Source organism: Pantoea sp. X-Soil-MYKO-1289 (genome assembly GCF_059730625.1).
In genome coordinates, this window is sequence record NZ_AP036004.1 from 1,076,121 (window position 1) to 1,103,120 (window position 27,000).

Below are 27,000 nucleotides of genomic sequence, written 5' to 3' on the forward strand. Positions count from 1 at the left end.
GTGCCTTTTTTATTCGGATCCGGGGATAAATCGCGCTAAGACTTGTCTCAACAGGAGTGAAGCTGCCAGGCTAAATGGCAGTTGCGTAACGGCCTTTATCCGACAGGCGTTGCGCCCGAGGTTTATATCCACACTACAGCGGAGCGTTGTCATACCATGATGGACAATTTACGCGCGGCGTCGAATCATGTCGTGCTCAAGGTTATTTTGGGGTTGATTATTCTCTCCTTCGTGCTGACCGGGGTTGGCAACTACCTTATCGGCGGCGGTAGCGATTACGCCGCTAAAGTCAACGGACAGGAAATCAGCCGCGCGCAGCTCGATCAGGCGTTCAACAGCGAGCGCAGCCGCCAGCAGCAGATGCTGGGCGATCAGTTCTCGCAGCTTGCCGGCAACGACGGCTTTATGCAGCAGATGCGTCAGCAGGCGCTGTCGCAGCTGGTGGATCAGGCGCTGCTCGATCAGTACATCAACGACCTCCACATTACTATCAGTGACGATCAGATCAAGCAGGCGATCTTCGCTCAGCAGGCGTTCCAGACTAACGGTAAGTTCGACAACGCGAAATATAACGCTCTGCTGAGCAGCATGGGCTTTACCGCCGATCGCTACGCGGAAGCGCTGCGCAAGCAGCTGGCGACCCAGCAGCTGATCAACGCCGTCGCCAATACCGACTTTATGCTGAAAGGCGAAACCAGCAAGCTGGTGGATCTGGTGTCGCAGAAGCGCGACATCCGTCAGGCGACGATCGACGTCAACGCGCTGGCGGCGAAACAAACCGCCTCGGCCGACGAGATCGCGCAATACTATCAGCAGCATAAAAACAACTTTATGGCGCCGGAGCAGTTCCGCGTCAGCTACATCAAAATGGATGCCGCCAGCATGCAGGCCAGCGTCAGCGACGCCGACATTCAGAGCTGGTACGACCAACATAAAGCGGACTACACCCAGCCGCAGCGTAACCGCTACAGCGTTATCCAGACCAAAACCGAGGCGGATGCCAGCGCCGTGCTGGCGCAGCTGAAGGGCGGGGCGGACTTCGCCGCGCTGGCGAAAAGCAAGTCGATCGATCCTATCTCCGCGCGCAAGGGCGGCGATATGGGCTGGCTTGAGCCGGCGACCACGCCAGACGAGCTGAAAAACGCCGGACTGACGCAGAAAGGCCAGCTTTCGGGCGTGATTAAATCGTCGGTCGGCTTCCTGGTGGTGCGTCTGGACGATATCCAGCCGGAGCAGATCAAACCGCTGGCCGAAGTGCGCGACGCGGTGGCCGACAAAGCGAAGCAGGAGAAAGCGGTCGACGCCTTCTACCAGCAGCAGCAGAAAGTGAGCGAAGCGGCGAGCAACGACAATGAGTCGCTGGCCGGCGCCGCGCAGGCTTCCGGCCTGAAAGTAGTTGAGACCGGCTGGTTCAGCCGCGACAGCGTGCCGCAGGAGCTGAACTTTGACGCGGTGAAAAACGCCATCTTCAACGGCGGCCTGACCGGACAAAACGGCGCGCCAGGCAACAACTCCGACGTGATTACCGTGGATGGCGACCGCGCGTTCGTGCTGCGCATCAGCGAGCACAAACCTGAAGCGATTAAACCGCTGGATGAGGTAAAAGCGCAGATTGCCGACACGCTGAAGCACGATAAAGCGCAACAGCAGGCGAAGGCGCAGGCGGACAAACTGCTGGCCGATCTTAAAGCGGGCAAACAGGATGCGCTGAACACGGCCGGTCTGACGCTGAGCGCCAGCAAAACCGTCGACCGTAACAGCCAGGATCCGGTCGCGCAGACCGCCTTCAATCTGCCGCAGCCCGTTGACGGTAAAACGTCCTGGGGCGTGAGCGAAGATATGCAGGGCAATGTGGTGCTGGTGGCGCTGGATAAGGTCAGCAGCGGTACGCTGCCGCAGGAGCAGGTAGACGAAATGATTAAGGGCGTGACGCAGAACAACGCGCAGCTGGCGTTCGAAGCGCTGCTCGCGAACCTGCGTAAAGAAGCCAAAATCAAATACGGCGCCGCAGCGCAAATGCAGTAACGCTCGCAAAAGAGTGTTTTGCAGTGAAAACCGAAAAGGCCGCTTGCGCGGCCTTTTCCATTTCTGGATGTTGCCTTTTGAGGCCTGCGCTCTTCTCTGTCACGCTCTCCTTGCTGTTAAACATAAGGAGAAACAGAGCATGTCTAAATCACTATTGTCAGTTCTTTGCTTTACCCTCGCGCTTGGCGGCGCGCTCGGCTATTCCAGCCTGTCGGCGGCGGAAACCGCTGGTGAGAGGCCGACGACCCAGGCCGCGCAGGCGGCAGGCGAAAAAATCAGCATTAACGAGGCGACCGCCGAGCAGCTGTCGGCGGCGATGAACGGCGTCGGGCTGAAAAAGGCGCAGGCGATTGTCAGCTATCGCGAGCAGTACGGGCCTTTTACCGCCGTGGAACAGCTAAAGGAGGTGCCGGGCATTGGCAATTCGCTGATCGAACGTAACGCCGAGCGGCTGAAACTGTGAGCTAAGACGCAACCCTGACGCTTTTGCCGCGCGGCAAAAAGGCTTTTGCTACGCTAAAGAGGTCATACCAGTTAGGTCCTCTTTAACGACAGGAGATGTCAGGCATGCAGACCACGATTAAAGTTCGCGGCTATCACCTCGACGTGTATCAGCACGTCAACAATGCGCGCTATCTGGAATTTCTCGAAGAGGCGCGCTGGCAGTGGCTCGAAGAGGCGGATGCGTTCAACTGGCTGCAGCAGCAGCAGCTGGCGTTCGTGGTGGTGAATATCAATATCAACTACCGTCGCCCGGCTGTGCTGGGCGACGTTCTGGCGATTCACAGCGAAATGACGCAGCTGAACGGAAAAAGCGGCGTGATTACTCAGCGCGTAACGCTGGCGGGAAGCGAAACCCTGGTGGCGGATGCGGCGCTGACCTTTGTCTGCATCGATCTGCGCACGCAGAAAGCGGTCGCGCTGGAGAGCGAGCTGCGCGCGCGGCTGGAGGCCTTCTCCGCCTGAATCAACAGCGCGGCGCGTCTGAGCGGCGCCGCGCCGATATCAGACCAGGCCGCTTTTGCTTTTCATCGCCGCCATCACGGCGTCGCGATCGGCGAGATAGTCGTTCAGGCCGCGCGCGCGCAGATGACAGGCGGCGCATTCGCCGCAGCCGTCGCCCTTGACGCCGTTATAGCAGGTCAGCGTCTCTTCGCGTACCAGCGTCAGGCTTTGCCAGTAGTCGGCCAGCGCCCAGGTCTCTGCTTTATTGAGCCACATCAGCGGAGTTTCAAAACGCACTTCGCGCGCCATGCCGAGGCTGACCGCGTGGTTCAGCGCCTTGACGAACTCGTCGCGGCAGTCGGGATAGCCGGAAAAATCGGTTTCGCAGACGCCGGTGATGACCGCCTCCGCCTCGACCTGATAGGCGTAAACCGAGGCGAGGGTCAGGAACAGAATATTGCGTCCCGGCACAAAGGTGCTCGGCAGGCCGCTGGCGGCGGGATCGTAAGAGGGGACCGGAATGTTGTCGCGGGTCAGGCTGCTTACCGCCAGCTCGTTCAGCAGGGTGACGTCGAGCACCTTATGGGCGCGCGCCCCCAGCTTCAGCGCCAGCGCGCGGGCGACGTCGATCTCTTCGCGATGGCGCTGGCCGTAGTCGAAGGTGACGCAGTGCACCTCGTCATACTGCTGCAACGCCTGGATCAGGCAGGTGGTGGAGTCTTGTCCACCGCTAAAGACTACAACGGCTCGTTTCATCATATTGTCCTGGTCGAAAATTTTGCGCCTATGGTAATCACTCTCCCGCCCGCTGAACAGCGCGAAGCGCGGCTTTACGCCGTCAGCGGCGGCGGAACCCAGGCGCGGCTGAAGTCGAACCAGCCGAGGGTATTCAGCTGGATGCCCTCTACGCCTGGGGGCGCGAAGATTTGATAGCGATAGTTGAACAGCGGCAGCAGCAGGCCGTCGCGCATCAGGCTGTGGTAGAGCTGGCGCAGCGCGGCGCGGCGCGCATTGCCGTCGGCCAGCCGCTGTATCGCCGACAGCTGTTCGCGCAGACGATGGCTGGTTTCCGCAGGCCACAGCTGGTCGATCTCCAGCCAGCTTGCCAGCGTAAACAGCGGCGCGTCGCCGATCAGCCGGTCGCCCATCACCAGATCGGCCTGCGCCAGATCCTCGCTGCTCTGCCAGCTTTTCACGTCGTGAAAGATCAGGGTGAGCTCACAGCCCTCCGCGCGCAATAGATCACACAGCGCCTGCGCCATCTCATGCAGTTCGACCGGCAGCTGGTAGTGCAGCGTCAGGCGCGGCGGCAGATGCGGCGCCTCATCCTCCACCGGCGGCACCGGCCAGCCCGGCAGCAGCTCTTTGCTCGGCGTAATCAGCCCCTCTTCCAGCGGCAGCTGCGCAACGATGCCGCTTTGCTGCAGCAGGCGGAGCAGACGACGCGCCTGCGCCGGGCTAAAGCCGGCGCGCGGGCGACAGGCGAGATAGCAAAAGCCGAGGCTGATGCTGCGGCTGACCGGACGCAGCGACGCCAGATCCGCCGCATCGCCAATGGCGATCTGCACCGGATGGCGGCAGCTGGTGCCGAGCGCGCGATCGAACAGCGTCGGCGTAATCCAGTACTCAACAGCCTGCATCAGCGGCAGCGGCAGGTGACAGCGCGTATGGCTCTCAATACGCACCAGCTCGGGCGTAAAATGCGCCAGCTTCCAGGGGCCGCTGCCGAGGCGCGGCTGCTGCGGATGGGGCAGCAAACAGAGCTGATGCGCCAGTCGCCACGGCAGCCAGTAGTCGCTGCGGCTCAGCCGAAAGCGCAGCGCCAGCGGATGCGGCGCGTCTACGCTTGTGACGTCCGCCAGCAGGCGCCGCGCGCGCGCGTCCTGCAAAATGCGCTGAAACTGCTCAACCAGCTGCGCGGCCCGAAGCGGCTCGTCGTTATGCCAGAACAGCTGCGGACGCAGCCAGAACAGCCAGACGCGCCCCTCGTCGGCGTGCTGCCAGTGATGCGCCAGATCGCCGACCGGCTCATCCGCTTCGAAGCGCGTCAGGCCGGAAAAGAGCTGACGCGTCAGGTGCTGTTCGGCGCGCCCGACAATCTGCAGCGGCGCGACGGAATCGAGCGGACGATAGTAGGGGATGCGCAGCACCGGCGCGTCGTTTTGCCACTGGCCGCCCATCAGCGGACGCAGCAGATCCACCAGCCGCTCCGGCGCCATATCCAGCACCTGCAGCGCTTCGGCGGCGTTGCCCGCCTGCAGCTGCGTCTGCAGCAGCTGTTGCCGCAGCTGTTCGGGCGATCGAAGAAAGGTCAACGTGCCCAGCTTGCCGCGCCCCGATTCGCCCTGCCAGCGCAGCCAGCCCGCATGCTGCCACTGCGACAGCAGGGTGCGCAGGTGGCGATCGCTGCAAAAGCAGCGGCTGGCCATCTCGGCCACGCAGGTCTGTTGGGGGGCGCCCTGGCTCTGCTGCCACAGGCGCTGGAACTGATTAAGGCGATTTAGCTGGCGCATAGAAAACCCGGAACAGTTTTCGAAAAGTATTCACTATTAGTTCCGGGATTGCCAGGCGATAGTAAATGCGAACTTATCAACGGGAGAGATCAATGGCGCGACTTGCCGCATTCGATATGGACGGCACGCTGCTGCTGCCCAGCCATCAGCTGGGCCAGCAGACGTTAGCCAGCCTGCTGGCGCTGCATCAGCGCGACGTGCATCTGGCCTTCGCGACCGGCCGTCACCTGCTGGAGATGCAGATCCTGCGGCAGCGCATCACGCTGCCCGCCTGGCTGATCACCGGCAACGGCACGCGCGTGCACGATCTCGACGGCAACCTGCTGTTCGCCAGCGATCTCTCCCCTTCGGTGGCGGAAGAGGTGCTGCACAGCCGCTGGGAGAGCACCGCCACGGTGCACGTTTTCAACGACGACGGCTGGTTTACCGACGTGCCTGCGCCGCAGATGCTGCACGCGCATGCGCTGAGCGGCTTTCACTATCAGCTGCGCGATCTGAAAAGCATTCCCGCGCACCAGGTCACCAAAATCTGCTTTGTCGAGAGTCACAACGTGCTTTGCCAGCTGAAAACCCAGCTGGAGGCGGCGCTCGGCGACCGCGCCCATATCTGTTTCTCGGCGCTGGACTGTCTGGAGGTGTTGCCGCTCAACTGCAACAAAGGCAGCGCGCTCGCCATGCTGTGTCAGCATCTTTCGCTGCCGCTGGCGGAGTGCATGGCCTTCGGCGACGCCATGAACGACCGCGAAATGCTGGGACTGGTGGGGAAAGGGTTTGTGATGGGCAACGCCATGAGCCAGCTCAAGTCGGCGCTGCCCCATTTGCCGGTTATCGGCCATTGCGAGACACAGGCGGTGTCTCACTATTTAAATCACTGGATGGCGACGCCGCACCTCGCGTATTCCCCCGAATGCTGAGGATTACAGTGAAGCGGACAGGGAGTCCGCGATTTTATTCCAGTTCGCGCTGCCAGCGGCTGATATCGCCAAACTGCCGCGCGACCCAGCCTTCATCGTAATAACTGTCGGGATAGCGCTCGCCGCTGTCGCACATCAGCGTCACCAGCGCGCCCCGTTCCCCTTTCGCCCGCATCCGCTTCGCCACCTGCATCATGCCCCAGAAATTGGTGCCGGTTGAGGCGCCTGGCTTACGGCCGATAATATGCGCCAGCTTCAGCATCGCCGCCAGCGTGGCGCCGTCCGGCACCTTCATCATTTCGTCAATCACGTCGGGCATAAAAGAGGGCTCGACGCGCGGCCGACCAATACCTTCGATCTGGCTGCCGCGCGGGCTGCGCAGCGACGCGTCGCGGCTGTGCCAGTAATCGTAAAACACCGAGTGCTCGGGATCGACCACCAGCAGCCGCGTGGCGAAGCCCTGATAGCGAATATAGCGGCCCAGCGTCGCCGAGGTGCCGCCGGTACCTGCGCCCATAATAAGCGTATGCGGCACGGGACAAGGCTCAAGCGCCATCTGACGGAAAATACTCTCGGCGATGTTATTATTGCCGCGCCAGTCGGTGGCGCGCTCGGCGTAGGTGAACTGGTCCATAAAATGGCCGTTCAGCTCGCGCGCCAGCTGCATCGAGGTGCTGTAAAGCTCGCACGGGTCGGTAACGAAGTGGCACTGGCCGCCATAGAACTGGATCTGCTCGATTTTGCGCTTTGCGGTGCTCGCCGGCATAACGGCGATAAAGGGCAGGCCGAGCAGCTGAGCGAAATAGGCTTCCGAGACCGCGGTGCTGCCGGAAGAGGCCTCGATCACCGGCCTGTTCTCATTGATCCAGCCGTTCGCCAGCCCGTAAAGAAACAGCGATCGCGCCAGCCGGTGCTTCAGGCTGCCGCTGGGATGGGTACTCTCATCTTTCAGATAGAGATCGATGCCGGGATAGTCCGCCAGGCGAAAGCGAATCAGGTGGGTTTCGGCGGAGCGTTGAAAGTCCGCGTTGATCTCATTAATGGCGTGGCGAGTCCAGTTGCTCATGAGGCGATTCCGGCTGAAAAGATGCGCTGATTGTAAGGCACGGGCAGGAAAAAGAGTTGGCTTTATTCCCGCTATAATGGCGCACCTGGAGAAAAATATTCTCCCGAGGAGAGAAATGTTAGATAAAACTGACCGTCATTTACTCGATCTGCTGCAGCGGGACTGCACGCTGTCGCTGCAGGCGCTGGCGGACGCCGTCAACCTCACCACCACGCCATGCTGGAAGCGACTGAAAAAGCTGGAGGATGACGGTATTATCCGTGCGCGCGTCGCGCTGCTGGATGCAGAGAAGCTCGGCCTGGCGCTAACCGCTTTTATGTTCGTCAAAACGCAGCAGCACAGCCGCGAATGGTATCAGCGCTTCGTCACGGCGGTGCAGGAGATGCCAGAGGTGCTGGCGTTCTACCGCACGGCGGGCGAGTTCGACTACCTGCTGCGCATTCAGGTCGCGGATATGAAACGCTACGACGACTTTTATAAGCGTCTGGTTAACAGCGTGCCGGGTCTGATCGACGTCACCTCCAGCTTCGCCATGGAGGAGATTAAATACACCACGGCGTTACCCGTTGCCCCCTGAGGCAAAAGAAAGAGAAGAGCGTAGTGCGACTATTCAGCCAGTTAAGTTGGTATTTTATCCGCGAGTGGCGACGCTATCTGGGCGCGATCACTCTCCTGATCGTGATCGCTATCCTGCAGCTGCTGCCGCCGCATCTGGTGGGCGTGATCGTCGATGGCGTCACGCATCACACCATGAGCGGGCGCGCCATTATGATGTGGATCGGCGTGATGCTGGTGACCGCCGTGGCGACCTATCTGCTGCGCTACGTCTGGCGCGTGCTGCTGTTCGGCGCCTCCTATCAGCTGGCCGTCGAACTGCGCGAAAATTTCTATCGCCAGCTCAGCCGCCAGCATCCCGCTTTTTATCTGCGTCATCGCACCGGCGATCTTATCGCGCGCGCCACTAACGACGTGGATCGCGTGGTGTTCGCCGCCGGCGAAGGGGTGCTGACGCTGGTGGATTCGCTGGTGATGGGCTGCGTGGTGCTGCTGGTGATGAGCCTGCAGATCAGCTGGCAGCTGACGCTGCTGTCGCTGGTGCCGATGCCGATCATGGCGCTGTTTATCCACCGCTACGGCAACCAGCTGCACGATCGCTTCAAGCTGGCGCAGGCGGCTTTCTCCAGCCTCAATGACCAGACGCAGGAGAGCCTGACCAGCATCCGCATGATTAAGGCGTTCGGCCTGGAGTCGCACCAGTCGGATCAATTCTCCGCTATTGCGCGCGATACCGGCGCGAAAAACCTGCGCGTGGCGCGCGTCGACGCCCGTTTCGACCCGACCATCTATATCGCTATCGGCTTCTCGAACCTGCTGGCGATTGGCGGCGGCAGCTGGATGGTGTGGCACGGCCAGCTGACGCTCGGTCAGCTCACCAGCTTTGTGATGTATCTCGGCCTGATGATCTGGCCGATGCTGGCGCTGGCGTGGATGTTCAATATCGTCGAACGCGGCAGCGCCGCCTGGAGCCGCATCGGCGCGCTGCTGGCGGAAGCGCCCGCCGTCGAGGATGGCGATCGGGAACCACCGGCGGAAGCGGGCGTGCTGGAGGCTTCGATCCGCGCGTTTCGCTATCCGGCCAGCGCCGCGCCGGTGCTGCGCAACCTCAACTTTGCGCTGAAACCGGGGCAGATGCTGGGCCTGTGCGGCCCGACCGGCAGCGGAAAAAGCACGCTGCTCAGCCTGCTGCAGCGCCATTTTGATATCGACGAAGGGGATATCCGCTATCACGACATTCCCCTGACGCAGCTGCGCATCGACAGCTGGCGCAGCCGGCTGGCGGTCGTCAGCCAGACGCCGTTCCTCTTCTCCGACAGCGTGGCGAGCAATATCGCGCTGGGCAAGCCTGACGCCACCCAGGCGGAGATTGAGCGCGCGGCGACGCTGGCCTGCGTGCATGAGGATATCCTGCGGCTGCCGCAGGGTTACGCCACCGAAGTGGGCGAGCGTGGCGTGATGCTGTCCGGCGGCCAGAAGCAGCGGCTCTCTATAGCGCGCGCGCTGCTGCTCGACGCGGAGATCCTGATCCTCGACGATGCCCTGTCGGCGGTCGACGGCCGCACCGAGCACGATATTCTGCACAACCTGCGCCTCTGGGGCCGGGGCCGCACCCTGATTATCAGCGCGCATCGCCTGTCGGCGCTGGCGGAGGCGAACGAAATTCTGGTGCTGCAGCAGGGCGAGATCGCCCAGCGCGGCGATCATGACGCGCTGGCGGCGCAGCCGGGCTGGTATCGCGATATGTATCGCTATCAGCAGCTCGAGGCGGCGCTGGACGAAGACGAATCGGCAAAAGGAGCGCTCGATGGCGACCTCTAAACGCTTATGGCCGACGCTGAAGCGGCTGCTCGCCTACGGCAGGCCGTGGCGCAAATCGCTGAGCCTGGCGGTCGGTCTGCTCTGGATCGCCGCCGCGGCCGAGGTGACCGGACCGGTGCTGGTCAGCTACTTTATCGATAACCTGGTGGCGAAACATCAGATGCCCTGGGGCATCGTCGCCGGGCTGGTGACGGGCTTTATTCTCCTGCAGCTGCTGGCGGCGGGGCTGCACTATTTTCAGGCGCTGCTGTTTAACCGCGCGGCGATCGGCGTCGTGCAGCAGCTGCGCAGCGACGTGATGGACGCGGCGCTGCGTCAGCCGCTCAGCGCCTTCGACACCCAGCCGGTCGGACAGATTATCTCGCGCGTCACCAATGATACCGAGGTGATCAGGGATCTCTACGTAACGGTGGTGGCCACGGTGCTGCGCAGCGCGGCGCTGATCGGCGCGATGATGGTGGCGATGTTTAGCCTCGACTGGCGCATGGCGCTGGTGGCGATGGCGATCTTCCCGCTGGTGCTGACGGTAATGCTGATTTATCAGCGCTACAGCACGCCCATCGCGCGCCGCGTGCGCAGCTATCTGGCGGATATCAACAACGGCTTTAACGAAGTGATCAACGGCATGAGCGTGATCCAGCAGTTTCGCCAGCAGGCGCGCTTCGGCGAGCGCATGAGCCAGGCCAGCCGCTCGCACTACCAGGCGCGCATGCAGACGCTGCGGCTCGATGGTTTTCTGCTGCGTCCGCTGCTCAGCCTGTTTTCGGCAATGATCCTCTGCGGGCTGCTGATGCTGTTCAGCTTCTCCTCGCCGGGCATTTTTGAAGTCGGCGTGCTCTATGCCTTTATCACCTATCTTGGTCGCCTTAACGAACCGCTGATCGAACTCACGACGCAGCAGTCGATGCTGCAGCAGGCGGTGGTGTCGGGCGAACGCATATTTGAGCTGATGGATGCCGCGCAGCAGCGCTACGGCAGCGACGATCGCCCTTTGGCATCGGGACGCATCTCGCTGCGTCAGCTGAGTTTCGCCTATCGCGCCGATCGCGAGGTGCTGAGCGATATTAACCTTGAGGTGCCGGCGCGCAGTTTCGTGGCGCTGGTCGGCCATACCGGCAGCGGTAAAAGCACCCTCGCCAATTTGCTGATGGGCTACTACCCGGCGACGCGCGGCGAAATCTGGCTGGACGATCGTCCCATTGGTGAACTCAGCCATCAGACGCTGCGTCGCGGCATCGCCATGGTGCAGCAGGATCCGGTGGTGCTGGCGGACAGCCTGCTGGCTAACGTGCGCCTCGGCCGGGATATCAGCGAAGAGGCGGTCTGGCAGGCGCTGGAGCAGGTCCGGCTCGACTCGCTGGCGCGCGCATTGCCAGACGGCATTCATACGCGGCTGGGCGAGCAGGGCAATAACCTGTCGGTCGGGCAGAAGCAGCTGCTGGCGCTGGCGCGCGTGCTGGTGGATATGCCGCAAATTCTTATCCTCGACGAGGCGACCGCCAATATCGATTCCGGCACCGAGCAGGCGATTCAGCAAACGCTGAGCAGGCTGCGCCAGCACACTACGCTGGTGGTGATCGCCCATCGTCTGTCGACCATTACTGAAGCCGACACGATTCTGGTGCTGCATCGCGGTCAGGTGGTAGAGCAGGGCGATCACGCCGCGCTGCTGGCGCGACAGGGACGCTACTGGCAGATGTATCAACTGCAGCAGGCGGGCGATGAACTCGCGTCGGGCAAGGCGGTCGCCACCATCGCGTAAATTGCACCTTTTTTGCGCGCATTTATCAGAATGTTCCCACTCTTTGCACTTCTTTGAGGCCGTAAGCACCAAAGAAGTGCAGTTTATTTAGCCTCTGGTTTCGCTTTTCTTTTCCCGCTCTCTTCTTTTGCCAATTCAAGCCGGGCCGGGCTGCATTTTAGCCGCGTCGCCTGCGCGTTTTCATTCCTGGCACAACCTTTGCTTCTGTCTCTGCGTGTCTGAGGCGACTCACTTGTCTATTACCCGGAGGGGATGCAATGAAGCTGGTTACCGTGGTCATCAAACCGTTCAAACTGGAGGATGTGCGCGAAGCTCTCTCCTCTATCGGCATTCAGGGGCTGACCGTCTCTGAGGTTAAAGGGTTCGGTCGCCAGAAAGGCCATGCAGAGCTCTATCGCGGCGCCGAGTACAGCGTGAACTTTCTGCCCAAGGTCAAGATCGACGTTGCGATCGCCGACGACCAGCTCGACGAAGTGGTGGATGTGATCAGCAAAGCGGCCTACACCGGCAAGATCGGTGACGGCAAAATTTTTGTCGCCGAGCTGCAGCGCGTTATCCGTATTCGTACCGGTGAAACCGACGAAGCAGCGCTCTAATTTCGGCTACGTTATCTGATGGGATGGAAAAAAATGAATAAAGCACTCACCTTGTTGGGCCTCATCAGCCTGTCGCTGTTACCGTCGCTGGCGATGGCTGCGCCTGCCGTAGCGGATAAGGCCGACAACGCATTTATGATGATTTGCACCGCGCTGGTGCTGTTTATGACGATTCCAGGGATTGCGCTGTTTTACGGCGGTCTGATCCGCGGCAAAAACGTGCTCTCTATGCTGACGCAGGTGGCGGTGACCTTTGCCCTGGTCTGCGTGCTGTGGATTGTGTACGGCTATTCGCTGGCCTTTAGCGAAGGCAACGCCTTCTTCGGCAGCTTCCAGTGGGCGATGCTGAAAAACATCGAGCTGAAAGCGGTCATGGGCAGCTTCTATCAGTATATCCACGTGGCGTTCCAGGCGTCGTTCGCCTGTATCACCGTGGGTCTGATCGTCGGCGCCATCGCCGAGCGTATTCGCTTCTCCGCCGTGCTGATTTTTGTCGGCGTGTGGGTGACGCTGGCCTATCTGCCGATTGCGCACATGGTCTGGGCGGGCGGCTTCCTTGCGCAGGATGGCGCGCTGGACTTCGCTGGCGGCACCGTGGTGCATATCAACGCCGCTATCGCGGGTCTGGTGGGCGCCTATCTGGTGGGCAAACGCGCCGGCTTCGGCAAAGAGGCGTTCAAACCGCATAACCTGCCAATGGTCTTCACCGGCACGGCGATCCTCTATGTGGGCTGGTTCGGCTTCAATGCCGGCTCCGCCTCCGCCGCTAACGAAATTGCCGCGCTGGCCTTCCTGAACACCGTGGTGGCGACCGCAGGCGCGGTGCTGTCATGGACCTTCGGCGAGTGGGCGGTACGCGGCAAACCGTCGCTGCTGGGCGCCTGCTCGGGCTTTATCGCCGGCCTGGTGGCTATTACTCCAGCCTGCGGCTATGTAGGCGTCGGCGGTGCGCTGATTATCGGCCTGGTGGGCGGTCTGGCCGGCCTGTGGGGCGTGACCTCGCTGAAGAGAATGCTGCGCGTGGATGACCCGTGCGACGTCTTCGGCGTGCACGGCGTGTGCGGCATCGTCGGCTGTATCCTGACCGGCGTGTTCGCCTCTTCTTCGCTGGGCGGCGTCGGCTATGCGGAAGGCGTCACCATGGGCCATCAGGTATGGGTGCAGCTGCTCAGCGTTGGCGTAACGATCGTCTGGTCTGCGGTGGTCGCCTTCATCGGCTTTAAGCTGGCGGATATGATTGTCGGCCTGCGCGTGCCGGAAGAGCAGGAGCGCGAAGGTCTGGACGTCAACAGCCACGGCGAGAACGCTTACAACCAGTAAGTCGTCAGGCAAGAGAAGCAGTGCGCTAAAACAACAAAAAACCAAAAGGGGCGACGATTCGCCCCTTATTTTTTTGCCTTTGCGCGGCCTGAACGCTTATTCGCTGCGCTGACGCATCACCCCTTCCTGCACGGTCGAAGCGACCAGCACGCCCTGCTGGTTATAGAACTCGCCGCGCACAAAACCGCGCGCTCCGGAGGCTGAGGTGCTCACCACGCTGTAGAGCAGCCAGTCGCTGAAGTTGAACGGGCGGTGAAACCACATCGAATGGTCGATGGTGGCGACTTGCATATCCGGCTCAAGAAATCCTTTGCCGTGCGGCTGCAGCGCCACCGGCAGAAAGTTGAGATCGGAGGCGTAGCCCAGCAGGTACTGGTGAATGCGCAGATCGGCAGGCAGCTCGCCGTTGGCGCGGATCCAGACCTGACGTAGCGGCTCGTCGACGCGGCCTTTCAGCGGATTGTGGATCTGAACCGGGCGTATCTCCAGCGGCCGCTCGGCGATAAACTTCTCCCGCACCTTTTCCGGCAGCAGATGCGCCATTTTTTGCGCCAGATCCTGCTCCGACGCCAGCGTCTCCGGGCCGGGCACGTCAGGCATCGCGTTCTGATGCTCGAAGCCGCTCTCGGGCGCCTGGAAAGAGGCGGTCATATAGAAAATAGGCTGTCCGTTCTGCACCGCGCTGACGCGGCGCGCGCTAAAGCTTTTGCCGTCGCGCAGGGTTTCCACATCGTAAATAATGCCTTTTTTGCTGTCGCCCGGCCGTAAAAAGTAGCTGTGGAAAGAGTGGATAATACGCTCTTCCGGCACGGTCTGTTTCGCCGCGTAGAGCGCCTGGCCGACCACCTGACCGCCAAACACCTGACGCAGTCCTAAATCTTCGCTCTGGCCGCGAAAGAGACCCTCTTCCAGCTTTTCCAGATTTAATAAATTCAGCAGATTTTGCAGCGCCTGGCTCATAGTGCAATCCTCACAAAGTTAACTCGCTCAGTGTGAAAGATCCGACCAGTTGCCGTCAATCAAAGAGTGCAGCGGACGCCACGCGGGGGCGGAGAGGAAATATCTGGATTTTATGCCAGGATTAACCACATAAGGCGAATGAAACCCCAGGCGATGAATTCGCAGCCGATAATCATAGTGATCAGATGGAGACGACATCAATGAAACTCTGGCAAGTGGTAAGTGGTATTACCTTGATTGCAGCCGCCGCAGGCTGCGCCGATCACAGCAAGCCGGTGCCGGTACCGACGCTGGGCGCCAGCGCGGCAGGGCAGCAGGCGGCGATTGCGCAGCCTAACGTGAGCGGGTCGGTCTATATTCGTCAGCGGATCGCATTGCCGCCAGACGCGGTGCTGACGGTCACGCTCTCCGACGCTACAGTGGCGAACGCGCCATCGAAAGTGCTGTCGCAGCGCGCCGTACACACGCAGGGCAAGCAGGCGCCGTTCCAGTTCGTACTGCCGTTTAATCCGGCAGATATCCAGCCGAATGCGCGTATTCTGCTGAGCGCGGCTATTACCATCGACGGCAAGCTGGCCTTTATCACCGATTCGGTGAAGCCGGTCATCAACCAGGGCGGCACCAAAGCGGAACTGCTGCTGGTGCCGGTACCGCAAACCGCGCTGCCTACGCAGCCCGGCGCGGTCAGCACTGTGCCCTCGACCTCGCCGACTCAGGTCACGCCATCTTCCGCCGTGCCTGCACCCACCAGCCTGTAATCATCTGCGAGCGGGGCGGTTTCGCCCCGCTGTCAGGGCTGCCAGCGATAAACGTCCAGCGCGACGCGCCCGTCGTCGCTTATCTCAATGCCTTCCGCCGCCAGCGCGTCACGCTGTCTTAACAGATCGTCGCCCTGTAGCGAAATAGCGCCGTGACGGTTAATGACGCGGTGCCATGGCAGCCGACTGCCGGCAGGCAAACGACGCAGCACGCCACCCACCTGACGCGCCGCACGCGGCGAACCCGCCAGCCGGGCGATATCGCCATAGGTGGCGACTTTGCCTGGCGGAATAGCGGCCACGATGTGCCATATGCGCTGCTGAAAACTCTCTTGCGGATCCATAACGACCTTGCGCAGAAGCAAAAACGCTACTGTAGCACAGTGACGCGGCTCTCTGGCGCGCGCCATTGTTCAAGAAAACAACGGTCATCCGGACGGCGCTTGCAATTGCCGGGGGCTTCCCTGATAATGCCCCCGCCTTCGAAAGAGGGCTTGTCAATGGAGGCTCTGTTGGTCCTCCCGCAATGCTAACTTGTGAACTCGGTCAGGTCCGGAAGGAAGCAGCCGCAGCAGGCGACGCGTGTGCCGGGATGTGGCTGGCAGGGCCTCCACCACTTTCTCCCCCTGAAAAATTCCCAGACGTCTCTCATAACCGCCACTCCATGGCCAGTTAAAGATTTATTCAGAATAAAACGGGTGTGTTGTCGCTAAGAGGAAGGCAAAACAGTGTGTTAACGCACGAACTTCCATACCGAGCCAGGGACTTTATCGTAAAGCTTATTCATCGTCAGTTCTGCCAGACGGTGGTCGGCGGCAGAGTAAAATACCGCCAGTTCATCATCGGATAATTCGTACTTATTCTTTTCAATTACGCGCTCAAGCGTATCGATCGAGCGGCAGCGTCTCAGCCGCATCAAATAATCAGTTTTAGTCAGATTTTTATCGTTCATAAATAAACCGGTCTCATGTTTACCTAAATGGAGTGACTGGGTTGCTGAAGGTAAGCGCACTCTTCGCTAAAAAGATTAAATAAGCGTCGGGCGGAGCGCTGCCACCGATTCAGATCCTGGGCGTTGATACCGTAATTAGTGAATAGCATAAAGGTATCGTCAAGATAGTCGTCGATTTGCGTTATCAGATCTTCATCTTCAGCATGCTTTATTTTGTAATTCATCGTGAAAGAAGCAATGTGCTCAATCAAATCATTAAGCTGTAAATTGTTCTCAGAAGTTGGGTCGTTAACCCAGCCGTGATGGCTGTCGGTCAGCGTCGCCATGCTTTCGTCAAACAGGCTCTCACACAGGAATTTAAGCTGGGCAATATCATGCCGTTTCGGTGAGTACTCGTCCATCTTTTTCCCCTCCATAGCTTGCACGGTTACCGCAATGCGGCGAGTTAAGGTTAAGCGGCCAGGAAGTGATTACGAATAGCGGTCAGAGCTTGGGATACATTAAATATAAAACACAATCATTAGATTTGCTCACCTCAATTACCAAATATTACAATTCGTCAGCGGGTGAGGATTGCTGGCTCTCAATCAGCTCAAACTCAAGTCTGCCGGGAAGAACCTGAAACAGAACCTGTTCTTCGCGGGTAAAAACTTCATTTAAATCCAGACAAGGACTAAATATATGCCCGTCAAATTGATAAAGCATTTTAAAACGATTGCTGGCTAACTTTTCTACAGCCTTTATTTTAAAACTCTCTGGAACTAACTGCGCGTGCGGTGAATACCATTGCAAATCACCTGCCAGAGGTTGCGCTATTTTGGGAATATTCCGTTGGATAAACGCCGTTAATTCTGGGACATCCGGGTTCTCCGGGTTGATATTGCTTTCGAGCCGCAGTGTCATTTCATTTTCCGCTTCAGTAGATTGTTAAACCGATCATTAGGCTTGTGCAACTACTTTGCAACGTCTCTGTTAACGTCAAAACCTATTGTTATTATTCGTAAAGCTTTTTTCCTCACTGAATCAGTTAAATGGCATCGCCTTTTAAGAAAGCATGCAGGGTGGCTGATACCTTTTGAAACATATTGCCTGCACGCCTTGCGCTAAAACCAGGGTAGATTATTGTTATGTTATAACATAATGAGAGCATTATGAATCAGAGTGGGATGCTGCTTTCACTGGGCGGAAGAGTCGCTATCGCCTTGTTCATCATCGTTTTGCTGGCGCTGGCGATAACGTGGGGAGTCGCATCATGATGCGCTTCACCCAGCTGCAGGCGGGCTATCAGAACAGGGCGGTAACGCCGGTCATTAATGCCGAGTTAACGCGCGGCAGCATGACGGCGCTGATCGGCGCCAACGGCAGCGGCAAGTCGACGCTGCTGAAAACTATCGCCGGACTCATAAAGCCGGTTGCCGGAAAGTGCGAGCTGCAACTTCCCCGAAAGGCCATCGGCTGGATGCCGCAGCGCAGCGAGCTGGAGACGCGCTTTCCGTTAACCGTTTTTGAACTGGTGTCGATCGGCTGCTGGCCGCGCTGTGGCTGGTTCGGTGGCATCAGCCGCAGCATGTGCCGGGAGATCGAGCAAGCGCTGGATGCGGTGCAGATGCGCGACTTCGCTGGCGCGCAGCCCGCCACGCTATCGGGCGGCCAGCTACAGCGCGTGCTGTTCGCCCGGCTGCTGCTGCAGCGCAGCCCGCTGTGGCTGCTGGATGAGCCGTTTAACGGCATCGACAGCAAAACCGTGACGCTACTGATGTCGATCCTGCAGCAGCAGCGGCAGGCGGGCGCCACGCTGCTGGTGGTGCTGCACGACCGCCCGCTGGTCGAGCGCTATTTCAGCGAGGTGCTGTCGCTGGACGAGGCGGCGGGACAACCGGCCAGCGACGCGTCGGTCGTATTGCGGAGCCTGGCCTTATGACGCTGATCCAGCCTTTTCTCGAATTCGGCTTTATGCGGCGCGCGCTGATCGCCTGCGTGGCGCTGGCGGTGAGCGCCACGCCGCTCGGCGTCTTCTTGTCGCTGCGCCGCATGAGCCTGATCGGCGACGCGCTGTCGCATGCGGTTTTGCCGGGCGCGGCCATCGGCTATCTGATATCGGGCCTGTCGCTGGTGGCGATGGGCGTCGGCGGGCTTATCGCCGGGCTGGCGGTGGCATTGCTCTCCGGCGCGGTAAGCCGCTACACGCCGCTGAAAGAGGACGCCAGCTTCGCCGGTTTCTACCTGGGCTCGCTGGCGCTCGGCGTCACGCTGGTATCGCTGCGCGGATCGAGCGTCGATCTGCTGCATGTGCTGTTCGGCTCGCTGCTGGCGGTAGATAAGCCGGCGCTGCTGCTGGTTGGCGCCATTGCCGCCTTTACCCTGCTGATGCTGGCGGCGATCTACCGGGCGCTGGTGATCGACGCTTTCGATCCCGATTTTCTACGCGCGCAGGGCAAATGGAGCGCGCCGCTGGTGCACGGTCTGTTTCTGCTGCTGGTGGTGCTGAATCTGGTGGCGGGCTTTCAGGTGCTCGGCACCCTGATGTCGGTCGGGCTGATGATGCTGCCCGCCGCCAGCGCCCGGTTCTGGAGCCGGCATCTGGCGTGGATGCTTGCCGCTGCAATGGGGCTGGCGATCGCCGCCGCCGTTATCGGACTGATGCTCTCCTGGCGCTTCTCGCTGCCGGCGGGCCCGGCGGTGGTGCTGAGCGCCGCGCTGCTCTTTTTTCTTTCTATTCTGGCAGGACCATGCGGCGGCCTTCTGCGCCGCCATTAAACAGGGGTATTTATGAAGAAGTTACCGTTATGCCTGGCGATCGGCGCGCTGCTGACCAGCCCGCTATCCATGGCAAAAACCGTGAATGTCGTCGCCAGTTTTACCGTGCTGGCGGATATCGTGAAGCAGGTGGGCGGCGAGCACGTCAACGTAAAATCGCTGGTGGGACCGAATGGCGATCCCCATACCTTCGAGCCGACGCCGCAGGATAGCCAGGCGCTGGCCAGCGCGGATCTGGTTTTCGTCAGCGGCCTGGGGCTGGAGGGATGGATGGATCGTCTGGTGAGCGCTTCAGGCTATAAAGGCGACGCCGTGGTAGCCTCGCGGGGGGTAGCGACGCGCAGTATGGAAGAGGAGGGGAAAACCGTGACCGATCCCCACGCCTGGAATAGCATGCGCAACGGCGTCATCTACGCCGCCAACGTGATGAACGCCCTGATCAAGGCGGATCCGCAAGACGCTGATGCCATTCGCCGCAGCGGCGAAAAGTATATTCAGCAGCTGCAGACGCTGGACGGCTGGGCGAAAACCGCCTTTGCGGCGATACCGGCGGCGAAGCGCAAGGTGCTGACCAGCCATGACGCGTTCGGCTATTTCGGGCAGCGCTACGGCGTGACCTTTCTGGCGCCGGTCGGTTTCTCTACCGAGGCGGAAGCGAGCGCCAGCGAGGTCGGCGGGCTGATCCAGCAGCTCAAGGCTGAGCATATCCATAGCTACTTTATTGAAAATCAGACCGACCCACGCCTGGTGAAGCAGATCGCCAGCGCAACCGGCGCGCAGCCGGGCGGCGAGCTCTATCCAGAGGCGCTGTCGCAGCCTTCCGGTCCTGCGCCCACCTATGTCGCGGCGTTCCGTCACAATGTCGAAGCGATGATCCACAGCATGCAATAAAAAAAGGCCGGGGAGTTCCCCGGCCAGCTATCACGACACGCACTAACGTTTCTTCTTTCTTCCCTGCACCGCTTTAAAGCGCGGATTCGATTTGCAAATCACAAAAACGCGGCCGTGACGGCGCACGATCTTGCAGTCCTTATGGCGTTTTTTTGCCGACGCCAGCGAGCTTAAGACCTGCATTGTTATTCGCCCTGTTTTTTAAGAAAGCGGCCAAAGCGCTGATTAAAGCGCGCGGCACTGCCCTCTTTGGTGAAATCTTTTTGCTTGCCGGTGTAGTAGACGTGGGAAGCGGAAGAGACATCCAGCGTTACGTAGGGCAGGGTTTCACCTTCGAACTCGACGGTGCGCTCGGTTTTGATGGTGGAGCCGATTTTGAAATATTTATCGACGGTGGTGTCGTGGAACACGACCGGACGGTAAGCAGGATGAATGTCTGGTTTCATAACGCCTCTCAAATGTTATGTTATAAAGTAACATTATTGTGCGCTTCCTCTTTTTGAAATGCAACCCTGATCCATTCGCCGCTGCCGGCGCCATAAAAAAAGGCCGCTTGCGCGGCCTTTTGTCATTCAGCAAAGATTAATGCTGATGGCTCTGTTCGGTTGGATGACCTTTTTCCAGCTCCGCTTTGTTCTTGCCGAAGCGGCGGCGCACCACCACGAAGAACACCGGAACGAAGAAGATCGCCAGCGCGGTCGCCGTAACCATCCCGCCCATTACGCCAGTACCGACGGCGTTCTGCGCGCCGGAACCTGCGCCGGTGCTGATCGCCAGCGGCAACACGCCGAGAATAAAGGCGAGCGAGGTCATCAGAATCGGACGCAGACGCATACGACAGGCTTCCAGCGTCGCCTCTACCAGACCTTTGCCCTCTTTCTCCATCAAATCCTTGGCGAATTCGACGATCAGAATGGCGTTCTTCGCCGACAGCCCGACGGTGGTCAACAGGCCCACCACGAAGTAGACGTCGTTGCTCAGTCCGCGCAGCGTGGTAAAGATCAGCGCGCCGATAACCCCGAGCGGCACCACCAGCATCACCGAGAACGGAATCGACCAGCTCTCATACAGCGCCGCCAGACAGAGGAAGACCACAATCAGCGAGATCGCATAGAGCGCAGGCGCCTGGTTGCCGGAGAGGCGTTCCTGGTAGGACATGCCTGTCCAGTCATAGCCGATGCCCGCAGGCAGTTTCGACGCCAGCTCTTCCATCAGGTTCATGGCGTCGCCGGAGCTTTTGCCTGGCGCAGCCTGGCCCAGAATCTCCATTGACGGCAGACCGTTATAGCGCTCCAGACGCGGCGAACCGTACTGCCACTTCGCCGACGAGAAGGCGGAGAAGGGCACCATGTTGCCGCTGCTGTTGCGCACGTACCATTTGCTGATGTCGTCAGGCAGCATACGATCTTTAGCTTCGCCCATTACGTAGACCTTCTTCACGCGGCCGCGATCGATAAAGTCATTGACGTAAGAGCCGCCCCAGGCGGAACCGAGCGTGGTGTTGATATCGGAAAGCGATACCCCCAGCGCCTGCGCCTTTTCCTGATCGATAGTCAGCTTGTACTGCGGCGTATCTTCCAGGCCGTTAGGACGAACGCCCACCAGCGTATCGGAGTGCTGCGCCACCATACCCAGCAGCTGGTTGCGCGCTTCGGTCAGTTTTTCATGGCCGAGGTTGTTCTGGTCGATCAGCTCAAAGTCGAAGCCGGTGGCGTTACCCAGTTCGATAATCGCCGGCAGGTTGAACGGGAACACCATCGCATCTTTGATCTGGCCCAGCGCGGCCATGGCGCGACCAGCGATAGCCGGCACCTTCAGATCGCTGCTGCTGCGCTCATCCCAGGGTTTCAGACTGACGAAGGCGATACCGGTGTTCTGACCGCGGCCCGAGAAGCCGAAGCCGTTAACGGTAAACACCGACTTCACGCTGTCCTTCTCTTTATTCAGGAAGTAGTCGGTAATCTGATCCATGACCTTCTGCGTACGCTCCTGCGTCGCGCCCGCAGGCAGCTGCGCCTGAGCGAGCAGCAGGCCCTGATCCTCTTCCGGCAGGAACGAGGAGGGGAGGCGCAGGAACAGATAGGCCATGCCCACCACGATCACCAGATAGATCAACAGATAGCGACCGGTGCTGCGCACGATATGGCCGACGCTGTCGACGTAGTGGTTGGTGCTCTTGTCGAACAGGCGGTTAAACCAGCCGAAGAAACCGGTGGTTTTGCCATGATCGCCTTTCTTGATCGGCTTCAGCATGGTGGCGCAGAGCGCCGGCGTCAGGATCAAGGCTACCAGCACCGACAGCGCCATCGCAGAAACGATGGTAATAGAGAACTGACGGTAGATAACGCCGGTTGAGCCGCCGAAGAAGGCCATCGGGATAAAGACCGCCGCGAGCACCAGCGCGATACCGACCAGCGCGCCCTGAATCTGCTCCATTGAGACCTTCGTCGCCTCTTTCGGCGGCAGGCCATCTTCGGCCATCACGCGCTCAACGTTCTCCACGACTACGATGGCGTCATCCACCAACAGGCCGATGGCGAGCACCATACCGAACATTGTCAGCGTATTTATCGAGTAGCCGAAGGCGCTGATGATAGCGAAGGTGCCGAGCAGCACCACCGGCACCGCGATAGTCGGGATCAGCGTCGCGCGGAAGTTCTGCAGGAAGAGATACATCACCAGGAACACCAGCACGATCGCTTCAAACAGGGTTTTCACCACTTCGAAGATCGAGATCTTAACGAACGGCGTGGTGTCATAGGGATAAACCACTTTCAGGCCGGCCGGGAAGGTCGACTGCAGTTTGCCCAGCTCCGCCTTCACCGCATTGGCGGTATCCAGCGCGTTTGCGCCGGTCGCCAGCTTGATACCGATACCGGAAGCCGGTTTGCCGTTATAGCGCGCGATAACCTCGTAGTTCTCGCCGCCCAGCTCGATTTTCGCTACGTCGCGCAGGCGAACCTGCGAGCCATCGGTATTCACCTTCAGCAGGATCTTGCCGAATTCGTCGGTCGAGGTGAGACGCGTCTGGGCGATAATCGAGGCGTTGAGCTGCTGGTTCGGCGCGGCAGGCGCGCCGCCGAGCTGACCCGCCGCGACCTGGGCGTTCTGGGTATTGATGGCGCTAATGACGTCAACCGGCGTCAGCTGATAGTTATTCAGTTTGGCCGGGTCCATCCAGATACGCATCGCATACTGCGCACCGAAGATCTGGGTATCGCCCACGCCTGACGTACGGCTGATAGGGTCCTTGATATTCGATGCGACGAAGTCTGAGATATCGTTCTGGGTCATTGAGCCGTCATCGCTGACGAAACCCGCCACCATCAGGAAGCTGCTGGAGGATTTCTGCACCTGAATACCCTGCTGCTGCACTTCCTGCGGCAGCAGCGGCATCGCCAGCTGCAGTTTGTTCTGCACCTGGACCTGCGCGATATCGGGATCGGTGCCGGATTCAAAGCTCAGGGTCAGCTGCAGGTTACCGGAAGAATCACTGTTTGATGAGAAGTACATCAGCCCATCAATACCGTTCATATTCTGTTCGATAACCTGCGTCACGGAGTCCTGCAGCGTTTTCGCATCGGCGCCCGGATAGGCGGCACGAATCTGCACGGCCGGCGGAGCAACGTTTGGATATTGCTCGATCGGCAGCTTAAGAATCGATAGCGCACCCGCCAGCATCACGATGATGGCGATTACCCACGCAAAGATGGGGCGATCGATAAAGAACTTAGCCATGTATCAACGGCTCCTGTTAAGACGAAGTTTTTTCAGACTGGGTCTGAGATTGCGCATTCGCGTCAGATTTCTGCTCGGCAGAGACTTCCTGCGGCGTCACCTGAGCGCCTGGCTTCGCGCGCTGCGTGCCGACGCTGATCACGCGTTCACCCTCTTTCAGACCCGAGGTGACCAGCCATTTGTCGCCGATCGCCTGCGCGGCGTTGACGCTACGCACTTCAACCTTGTTGTCCGCGCCCACCACCATGACGGTCGCCTGACCGGTAGGCGTGCGGGCGACGGCCTGCTGCGGAACCAGCAGCGCATTCGGGTTGGTGCCTTCCTCCAGACGCGCGCGGACGAACATGCCCGGCAGCAGTTTGTGATCTGGATTCGGCACGATAGCGCGCAGGGTGATAGAGCCGGTGGTCTCGTCAACCGTGACGTCGGAGAACTCCAGCGTGCCTTTCTGTGGCGATTCGCTGCCGTCCTGCATCAGCAGGGTAACGGTGGCTTTGCCGTCGACCTGTTTCAGCTTGCCAGATTCCAGCTCCGCGCGCAGGCGCATAAATTCGTCGCTGGACTGGGTGACGTCGACATACATCGGATCGAGCTGCTGCACAGTGGCCAGCGCGGTGGTCTGCGCACTCTGCACCAGCGCCCCTTCGGTCACGGACGATTTGCCGATACGACCGCTGATAGGCGAGGTCACTTTGGTGTAGGCCAGATTAATACGGGCGGTTTCGACGTTCGCTTTCGCGACCTGCACCGCGGCGGCGTTCTGCGCGGCGGTAGCGACGGCGTTATCGTAATCCTGCTGGCTGATATATTTAGTGCCGAGCAGCGGCTTGTAGCGGTTAACCGTCAGCTGCGCGATGCGGGCGTTGGCTTCCGCCTGCGCCAGATCGCCTTTCGCGCTGTCGTAGCTTGCCTGGTAGGTGGCAGGATCGATCTGATAAAGCGATTCGCCCGCTTTAATATCGCTGCCTTCCACAAAATTACGCTTCAGAATGATACCGGAAACCTGAGGGCGCACTTCAGCCACGCGATAGGCGGAGGTACGGCCCGGCAGCTCCGTGGTGATCTTCAGGGGTTCGCTTTTAAGGGTGACAACGCCCACTTCCGGCGGGTGCTGCTGGGCGGCTTGCTGGGATTTATTATCATCACATCCTGTTAACACAAAGCTGCCTGAAAGCATCAGGACGGCCGCCAGAGGCGCTAATCCTCTGTTTTTATTCATAAATAAACCTCTAGTGTCCGATATCAATTGATCAATGGATCACAAACCGATAAACCCATTGCTGCGCTAAAACCCGGGTCGTGCTATGGTACATACATTCACAAATGTATGTAAACTTGCCAGTTTGTAATAAAAGTCCCCTATGGCACGAAAAACCAAAGCCCAGGCCCTTGAAACGCGTCATCAAATTCTTGATGTGGCGCTTGCGTTATTCTCACGCCAGGGCGTTTCCGCGACCTCGCTGGCAGATATTGCCGCAGCGGCTGGCGTCACGCGGGGCGCAATTTACTGGCACTTTAAAAATAAAGCCGATGTGTTACACGAAATCTGGCTGCGCACCGACGCTGGGCTTGATGATGTGGAACTTGAGTATCAGACAAAATACCCTGGCGATCCACTTTCTGTATTGCGCGCAATGCTGATCTATATCTTTGAAGCGACAGCAAAGGATCCGCAGCGCCGCGCGCTAATGGAGATCATCTTCCATAAGTGCGAGTTCGTCGGCGAAATGGCCGCGCTGCAAATCATGCAGCAAAGCCTGCTGTCAGAGTGCTATGACAAAATAGAAGATGTTTTGAAAGAGTGCATTGAGGCAGGGCAATTACCCGTCACGCTCAATACTCGCCAGGCGGCGCTGCTGATGCGGGGCTACGTCAACGGCATGATGGAGAGCTGGCTGTTTACGCCGGAGAGCTTCGACCTGGCCGCGAGCGCGCCGCAAATCGTCGAAGCCTTTATCGATATGCTGCGCCTGAGCCCGACGTTAGCCGCGTCCCATCAGGCCTGACGTTCCGCCTCGCGCTTTTTCTCAAAATCGCGCTGCACGATCGCCAGCGCCGCCAGCACGGTGTCGGCTGGCAAGCGGTTCTCTTCCAGCAGCTGAATCAAATCCACCGCCAGTTTTATCTCGTCAGGCGCGTTTTCCAGTGACATTCTCGTTCCTTATATACGCAGTTTCGCCGCGACCAGCAGCATAAGTAGCGCGCCGGCCAGCGCACAGCCGAGCGCGGCGGGGTGGAGCGTCGCCAGCGAACCCAGATCGAAATAGCTGGCGATATAGCCGCCGACCAGCGCGCCGATGACCGCCAGCACCAGCGTGGCGACAAGGCCGCCAGGCCGTCCGGGGAAAAAGCGCCGTTTTAGCCAGCCCGCGACCGCTCCCGTGATAATCCAGGCGATGATTCCCATTTCAGGCTCCTGAACAGATGGCGCTAAGTATAGGCGTCAGAGCGCGTCGCCGCGCAGCGAAAGCGCCCAGTTCACCGCATGGATCGCCTGACGACAGCGCGCCATGCGGCCCTCCAGCACCTCAAGATCCTGCTTCAGCTGCTGCTGCGCCGCCAGGCTCTCCGCCAGCGCCAGCCGCTGTTCGCGCTGGTCGATCATCGCCTGCAGCCGCCGCTCATACTCGCGGTATTCCGCCAGTTTCTGCTGGCGCGGCGTCGCCGCGGGCCGTTCGCGGCGCGGGCGCAGCTGCTGCGTGTTCGCTTCGCGCTGCAGGGCGGCAATCTGATTCACCAGCCTCTCCGCCAGCCAGACGCGCTCTTGCGCATTCGACGAGGCGCAGAGCAGCTGCAGATTGCGCTCGATCTCCTGCAGATAGTCGGCCAGCCGCGTGCCGCTGGCGCTAAACAGCTGACGGTCGAAGCGCGGCGTGCGGCAATGGCCGTCGGGATGGCGCGCGATCTGCGCCTTAAGCGCCGTCAGGCAGGCGGTCAGGCGTTGTTGTGTGGTGGCGTCCGCCATTATCTTTTCCTTATTTGTGCTAACGTAGCGCGCATGCAAAGGATTCAGGCAAGGCTATGCAACGTATTTTACTGCTGACTCTCGGCTGGCTGGCTATCATACTCGGCGCGCTGGGCATTGTATTACCATTATTACCGACCACGCCATTCGTGCTGCTGGCGGCCTGGTGCTTCGCCCGCTCGTCGCCGCGCTTTCACCACTGGCTGCTGTGGCGTTCGCCGTTTGGCCGCTATCTGCGCCACTGGCAGCGCCATCGCGCGATGCCGCCGGGCGCCAAAGGGCGCGCCATGGCCCTGACGCTGGCGACCTTTTGCGTCTCAATCTGGCTGGTGAAAATTCTGTGGGTGCGCCTTTTTCTTGGCGTAATGCTCTGCTTTTTGCTGCTGATGATGTGGCGTATTCCTGTGGTGGCCGAATCGCCCGACGATCGCGCGCCACCGCGATAAGGTTGCATTTAGCCGG

The 27,000-nt window shown here is 59.8% G+C and carries 30 protein-coding genes and 1 other RNA gene; 16 read left to right on the top strand and 15 right to left on the bottom strand.

Going from position 1 to position 27,000, the window contains the following annotated elements; all coding sequences use genetic code 11:
* Positions 1-156 precede the first annotated feature (156 nt).
* The 3 genes from ppiD to AC6I7Z_RS05110 all read left to right on the top strand — a co-directional run bounded on the left by ppiD (position 157) and on the right by AC6I7Z_RS05110 (position 2,991).
* Positions 157-2,025, top strand: coding sequence for a peptidylprolyl isomerase (gene ppiD / locus AC6I7Z_RS05100; RefSeq protein ID WP_497813372.1), 1,869 nt, complete (start codon positions 157-159; stop codon positions 2,023-2,025).
* A 139-nt stretch (positions 2,026-2,164) separates the two neighbouring features.
* The gene (locus tag AC6I7Z_RS05105; protein ID WP_497813373.1) at positions 2,165-2,488 is read left to right on the top strand and encodes a ComEA family DNA-binding protein; all 324 of its coding nucleotides are present in this window, start codon (positions 2,165-2,167) and stop codon (positions 2,486-2,488) included.
* A gap of 104 nt (positions 2,489-2,592) precedes the next feature.
* Positions 2,593-2,991 carry a YbgC/FadM family acyl-CoA thioesterase gene (locus AC6I7Z_RS05110; RefSeq protein ID WP_048783350.1) on the top strand — a complete coding sequence of 133 codons (399 nt, stop codon included), beginning with the start codon at positions 2,593-2,595 and terminating at the stop codon, positions 2,989-2,991.
* Between the two features lie 39 nt (positions 2,992-3,030).
* Here AC6I7Z_RS05110 and queC read toward each other — a convergent pair whose 3' ends face one another.
* Both queC and AC6I7Z_RS05120 read right to left on the bottom strand, forming a co-directional pair.
* Positions 3,031-3,726: a 7-cyano-7-deazaguanine synthase QueC gene (gene queC, locus AC6I7Z_RS05115; protein ID WP_216492256.1), complete on the bottom strand. Its 696-nt coding sequence runs from the start codon at positions 3,724-3,726 to the stop codon at positions 3,031-3,033.
* 74 nt (positions 3,727-3,800) lie between these two features.
* On the bottom strand, positions 3,801-5,483 hold the full coding sequence (locus tag AC6I7Z_RS05120; RefSeq protein ID WP_497813374.1) for an SgrR family transcriptional regulator: 1,683 nt from the start codon (positions 5,481-5,483) through the stop codon (positions 3,801-3,803).
* Positions 5,484-5,575: 92 nt separating this feature from the next.
* Between AC6I7Z_RS05120 and cof the strand changes: the two genes are divergently transcribed.
* Positions 5,576-6,397, top strand: coding sequence for an HMP-PP phosphatase (gene cof, locus AC6I7Z_RS05125; RefSeq protein ID WP_497813375.1), 822 nt, complete (start codon positions 5,576-5,578; stop codon positions 6,395-6,397).
* Positions 6,398-6,431: 34 nt separating this feature from the next.
* Here cof and AC6I7Z_RS05130 read toward each other — a convergent pair whose 3' ends face one another.
* Positions 6,432-7,463: a PLP-dependent cysteine synthase family protein gene (locus AC6I7Z_RS05130; protein ID WP_497813376.1), complete on the bottom strand. Its 1,032-nt coding sequence runs from the start codon at positions 7,461-7,463 to the stop codon at positions 6,432-6,434.
* A 115-nt stretch (positions 7,464-7,578) separates the two neighbouring features.
* Between AC6I7Z_RS05130 and AC6I7Z_RS05135 the strand changes: the two genes are divergently transcribed.
* From AC6I7Z_RS05135 to amtB, 5 genes are all read left to right on the top strand, one after another.
* Positions 7,579-8,040: an Lrp/AsnC family transcriptional regulator gene (locus AC6I7Z_RS05135; RefSeq protein WP_033752695.1), complete on the top strand. Its 462-nt coding sequence runs from the start codon at positions 7,579-7,581 to the stop codon at positions 8,038-8,040.
* Positions 8,041-8,063: 23 nt separating this feature from the next.
* Entirely contained in the window at positions 8,064-9,839 is a 1,776-nt protein-coding gene (locus AC6I7Z_RS05140; RefSeq protein ID WP_497813377.1) for a SmdA family multidrug ABC transporter permease/ATP-binding protein, read from the top strand.
* Positions 9,826-11,601, top strand: a complete 1,776-nt coding sequence (locus AC6I7Z_RS05145) for a SmdB family multidrug efflux ABC transporter permease/ATP-binding protein (protein WP_497813378.1) — start codon at positions 9,826-9,828, stop codon at positions 11,599-11,601. Before AC6I7Z_RS05140 ends, AC6I7Z_RS05145 begins: the two co-directional genes overlap by 14 nt.
* Before the next feature lie 257 nt (positions 11,602-11,858).
* Positions 11,859-12,197 carry a P-II family nitrogen regulator gene (gene glnK, locus AC6I7Z_RS05150; protein ID WP_033752690.1) on the top strand — a complete coding sequence of 113 codons (339 nt, stop codon included), beginning with the start codon at positions 11,859-11,861 and terminating at the stop codon, positions 12,195-12,197.
* Positions 12,198-12,230: 33 nt separating this feature from the next.
* Positions 12,231-13,517 carry an ammonium transporter AmtB gene (amtB, locus tag AC6I7Z_RS05155; RefSeq protein WP_497813379.1) on the top strand — a complete coding sequence of 429 codons (1,287 nt, stop codon included), beginning with the start codon at positions 12,231-12,233 and terminating at the stop codon, positions 13,515-13,517.
* 96 nt (positions 13,518-13,613) lie between these two features.
* Here amtB and tesB read toward each other — a convergent pair whose 3' ends face one another.
* Positions 13,614-14,477 (bottom strand): acyl-CoA thioesterase II, encoded by an 864-nt coding sequence (gene tesB, locus AC6I7Z_RS05160; RefSeq protein ID WP_497813380.1) that lies wholly within the window; start codon positions 14,475-14,477, stop codon positions 13,614-13,616.
* Between the two features lie 200 nt (positions 14,478-14,677).
* On the opposite strand from tesB, the gene AC6I7Z_RS05165 reads away from it, so the two are divergent.
* Complete coding sequence (locus AC6I7Z_RS05165; RefSeq protein WP_033788821.1) at positions 14,678-15,235, top strand: YbaY family lipoprotein; 558 nt, start codon at positions 14,678-14,680, stop codon at positions 15,233-15,235.
* Between the two features lie 32 nt (positions 15,236-15,267).
* Here AC6I7Z_RS05165 and AC6I7Z_RS05170 read toward each other — a convergent pair whose 3' ends face one another.
* Entirely contained in the window at positions 15,268-15,579 is a 312-nt protein-coding gene (locus AC6I7Z_RS05170) for an MGMT family protein (RefSeq protein ID WP_497813381.1), read from the bottom strand.
* A gap of 166 nt (positions 15,580-15,745) precedes the next feature.
* Between AC6I7Z_RS05170 and ffs the strand changes: the two genes are divergently transcribed.
* An RNA gene (gene ffs, locus AC6I7Z_RS05175) (signal recognition particle sRNA small type) lies at positions 15,746-15,842 on the top strand.
* A gap of 126 nt (positions 15,843-15,968) precedes the next feature.
* Here the strand turns inward: ffs and hha are convergent.
* The 3 genes from hha to AC6I7Z_RS05190 form a co-directional block, all read right to left on the bottom strand.
* Positions 15,969-16,187 carry a hemolysin expression-modulating protein Hha gene (gene hha / locus AC6I7Z_RS05180; protein ID WP_033752683.1) on the bottom strand — a complete coding sequence of 73 codons (219 nt, stop codon included), beginning with the start codon at positions 16,185-16,187 and terminating at the stop codon, positions 15,969-15,971.
* Between the two features lie 23 nt (positions 16,188-16,210).
* A complete protein-coding gene (tomB, locus tag AC6I7Z_RS05185; protein WP_497813382.1) occupies positions 16,211-16,588 on the bottom strand; it encodes an Hha toxicity modulator TomB in 378 nt (125 codons plus the stop codon).
* A 148-nt stretch (positions 16,589-16,736) separates the two neighbouring features.
* Positions 16,737-17,090, bottom strand: coding sequence for a hypothetical protein (locus AC6I7Z_RS05190; RefSeq protein ID WP_497813383.1), 354 nt, complete (start codon positions 17,088-17,090; stop codon positions 16,737-16,739).
* A gap of 349 nt (positions 17,091-17,439) precedes the next feature.
* Here AC6I7Z_RS05190 and AC6I7Z_RS05195 point away from each other — a divergent pair, with 349 nt between their 5' ends.
* From AC6I7Z_RS05195 to AC6I7Z_RS05205, 3 genes are read left to right on the top strand one after another with little or no spacing between them, the layout of a single operon-like run.
* Complete coding sequence (locus tag AC6I7Z_RS05195) at positions 17,440-18,108, top strand: metal ABC transporter ATP-binding protein (protein WP_497813384.1); 669 nt, start codon at positions 17,440-17,442, stop codon at positions 18,106-18,108.
* Positions 18,105-18,944: a metal ABC transporter permease gene (locus AC6I7Z_RS05200; RefSeq protein WP_497813385.1), complete on the top strand. Its 840-nt coding sequence runs from the start codon at positions 18,105-18,107 to the stop codon at positions 18,942-18,944. Before AC6I7Z_RS05195 ends, AC6I7Z_RS05200 begins: the two co-directional genes overlap by 4 nt.
* 12 nt (positions 18,945-18,956) lie before the next feature.
* Positions 18,957-19,835 (top strand): metal ABC transporter substrate-binding protein, encoded by an 879-nt coding sequence (locus AC6I7Z_RS05205; RefSeq protein ID WP_497813386.1) that lies wholly within the window; start codon positions 18,957-18,959, stop codon positions 19,833-19,835.
* Positions 19,836-19,877: 42 nt separating this feature from the next.
* On the opposite strand, the gene ykgO is transcribed toward AC6I7Z_RS05205, so the two are convergent.
* The 4 genes from ykgO to AC6I7Z_RS05225 all read right to left on the bottom strand — a co-directional run bounded on the left by ykgO (position 19,878) and on the right by AC6I7Z_RS05225 (position 24,792).
* Positions 19,878-20,018, bottom strand: a complete 141-nt coding sequence (ykgO, locus tag AC6I7Z_RS05210; protein WP_071997379.1) for a type B 50S ribosomal protein L36 — start codon at positions 20,016-20,018, stop codon at positions 19,878-19,880.
* Between the two features lie 2 nt (positions 20,019-20,020).
* Positions 20,021-20,281 (bottom strand): type B 50S ribosomal protein L31, encoded by a 261-nt coding sequence (locus AC6I7Z_RS05215; protein WP_497813387.1) that lies wholly within the window; start codon positions 20,279-20,281, stop codon positions 20,021-20,023.
* 136 nt (positions 20,282-20,417) lie between these two features.
* A complete protein-coding gene (locus AC6I7Z_RS05220) occupies positions 20,418-23,573 on the bottom strand; it encodes an efflux RND transporter permease subunit (RefSeq protein WP_497813388.1) in 3,156 nt (1,051 codons plus the stop codon).
* 16 nt (positions 23,574-23,589) lie between these two features.
* A complete protein-coding gene (locus AC6I7Z_RS05225) occupies positions 23,590-24,792 on the bottom strand; it encodes an efflux RND transporter periplasmic adaptor subunit (protein WP_497813389.1) in 1,203 nt (400 codons plus the stop codon).
* Between the two features lie 142 nt (positions 24,793-24,934).
* On the opposite strand from AC6I7Z_RS05225, the gene acrR reads away from it, so the two are divergent.
* Positions 24,935-25,579, top strand: coding sequence for a multidrug efflux transporter transcriptional repressor AcrR (gene acrR / locus AC6I7Z_RS05230; protein ID WP_497813390.1), 645 nt, complete (start codon positions 24,935-24,937; stop codon positions 25,577-25,579).
* On the opposite strand, the gene rsmS is transcribed toward acrR, so the two are convergent.
* From rsmS to priC, 3 genes are read right to left on the bottom strand one after another with little or no spacing between them, the layout of a single operon-like run.
* Positions 25,570-25,725, bottom strand: a complete 156-nt coding sequence (gene rsmS, locus AC6I7Z_RS05235) for a pleiotropic regulatory protein RsmS (protein ID WP_497813391.1) — start codon at positions 25,723-25,725, stop codon at positions 25,570-25,572. The two genes, acrR and rsmS, sit on opposite strands and share 10 nt — an antisense overlap.
* Positions 25,726-25,734: 9 nt before the next feature.
* Positions 25,735-25,980, bottom strand: coding sequence for a GlsB/YeaQ/YmgE family stress response membrane protein (locus tag AC6I7Z_RS05240; protein ID WP_497813392.1), 246 nt, complete (start codon positions 25,978-25,980; stop codon positions 25,735-25,737).
* 36 nt (positions 25,981-26,016) lie between these two features.
* Positions 26,017-26,538, bottom strand: a complete 522-nt coding sequence (priC, locus tag AC6I7Z_RS05245; protein ID WP_497813393.1) for a primosomal replication protein PriC — start codon at positions 26,536-26,538, stop codon at positions 26,017-26,019.
* A 56-nt stretch (positions 26,539-26,594) separates the two neighbouring features.
* On the opposite strand from priC, the gene AC6I7Z_RS05250 reads away from it, so the two are divergent.
* The gene (locus AC6I7Z_RS05250; protein ID WP_497813394.1) at positions 26,595-26,984 is read left to right on the top strand and encodes a DUF454 family protein; all 390 of its coding nucleotides are present in this window, start codon (positions 26,595-26,597) and stop codon (positions 26,982-26,984) included.
* Positions 26,985-27,000: the final 16 nt, after the last annotated feature.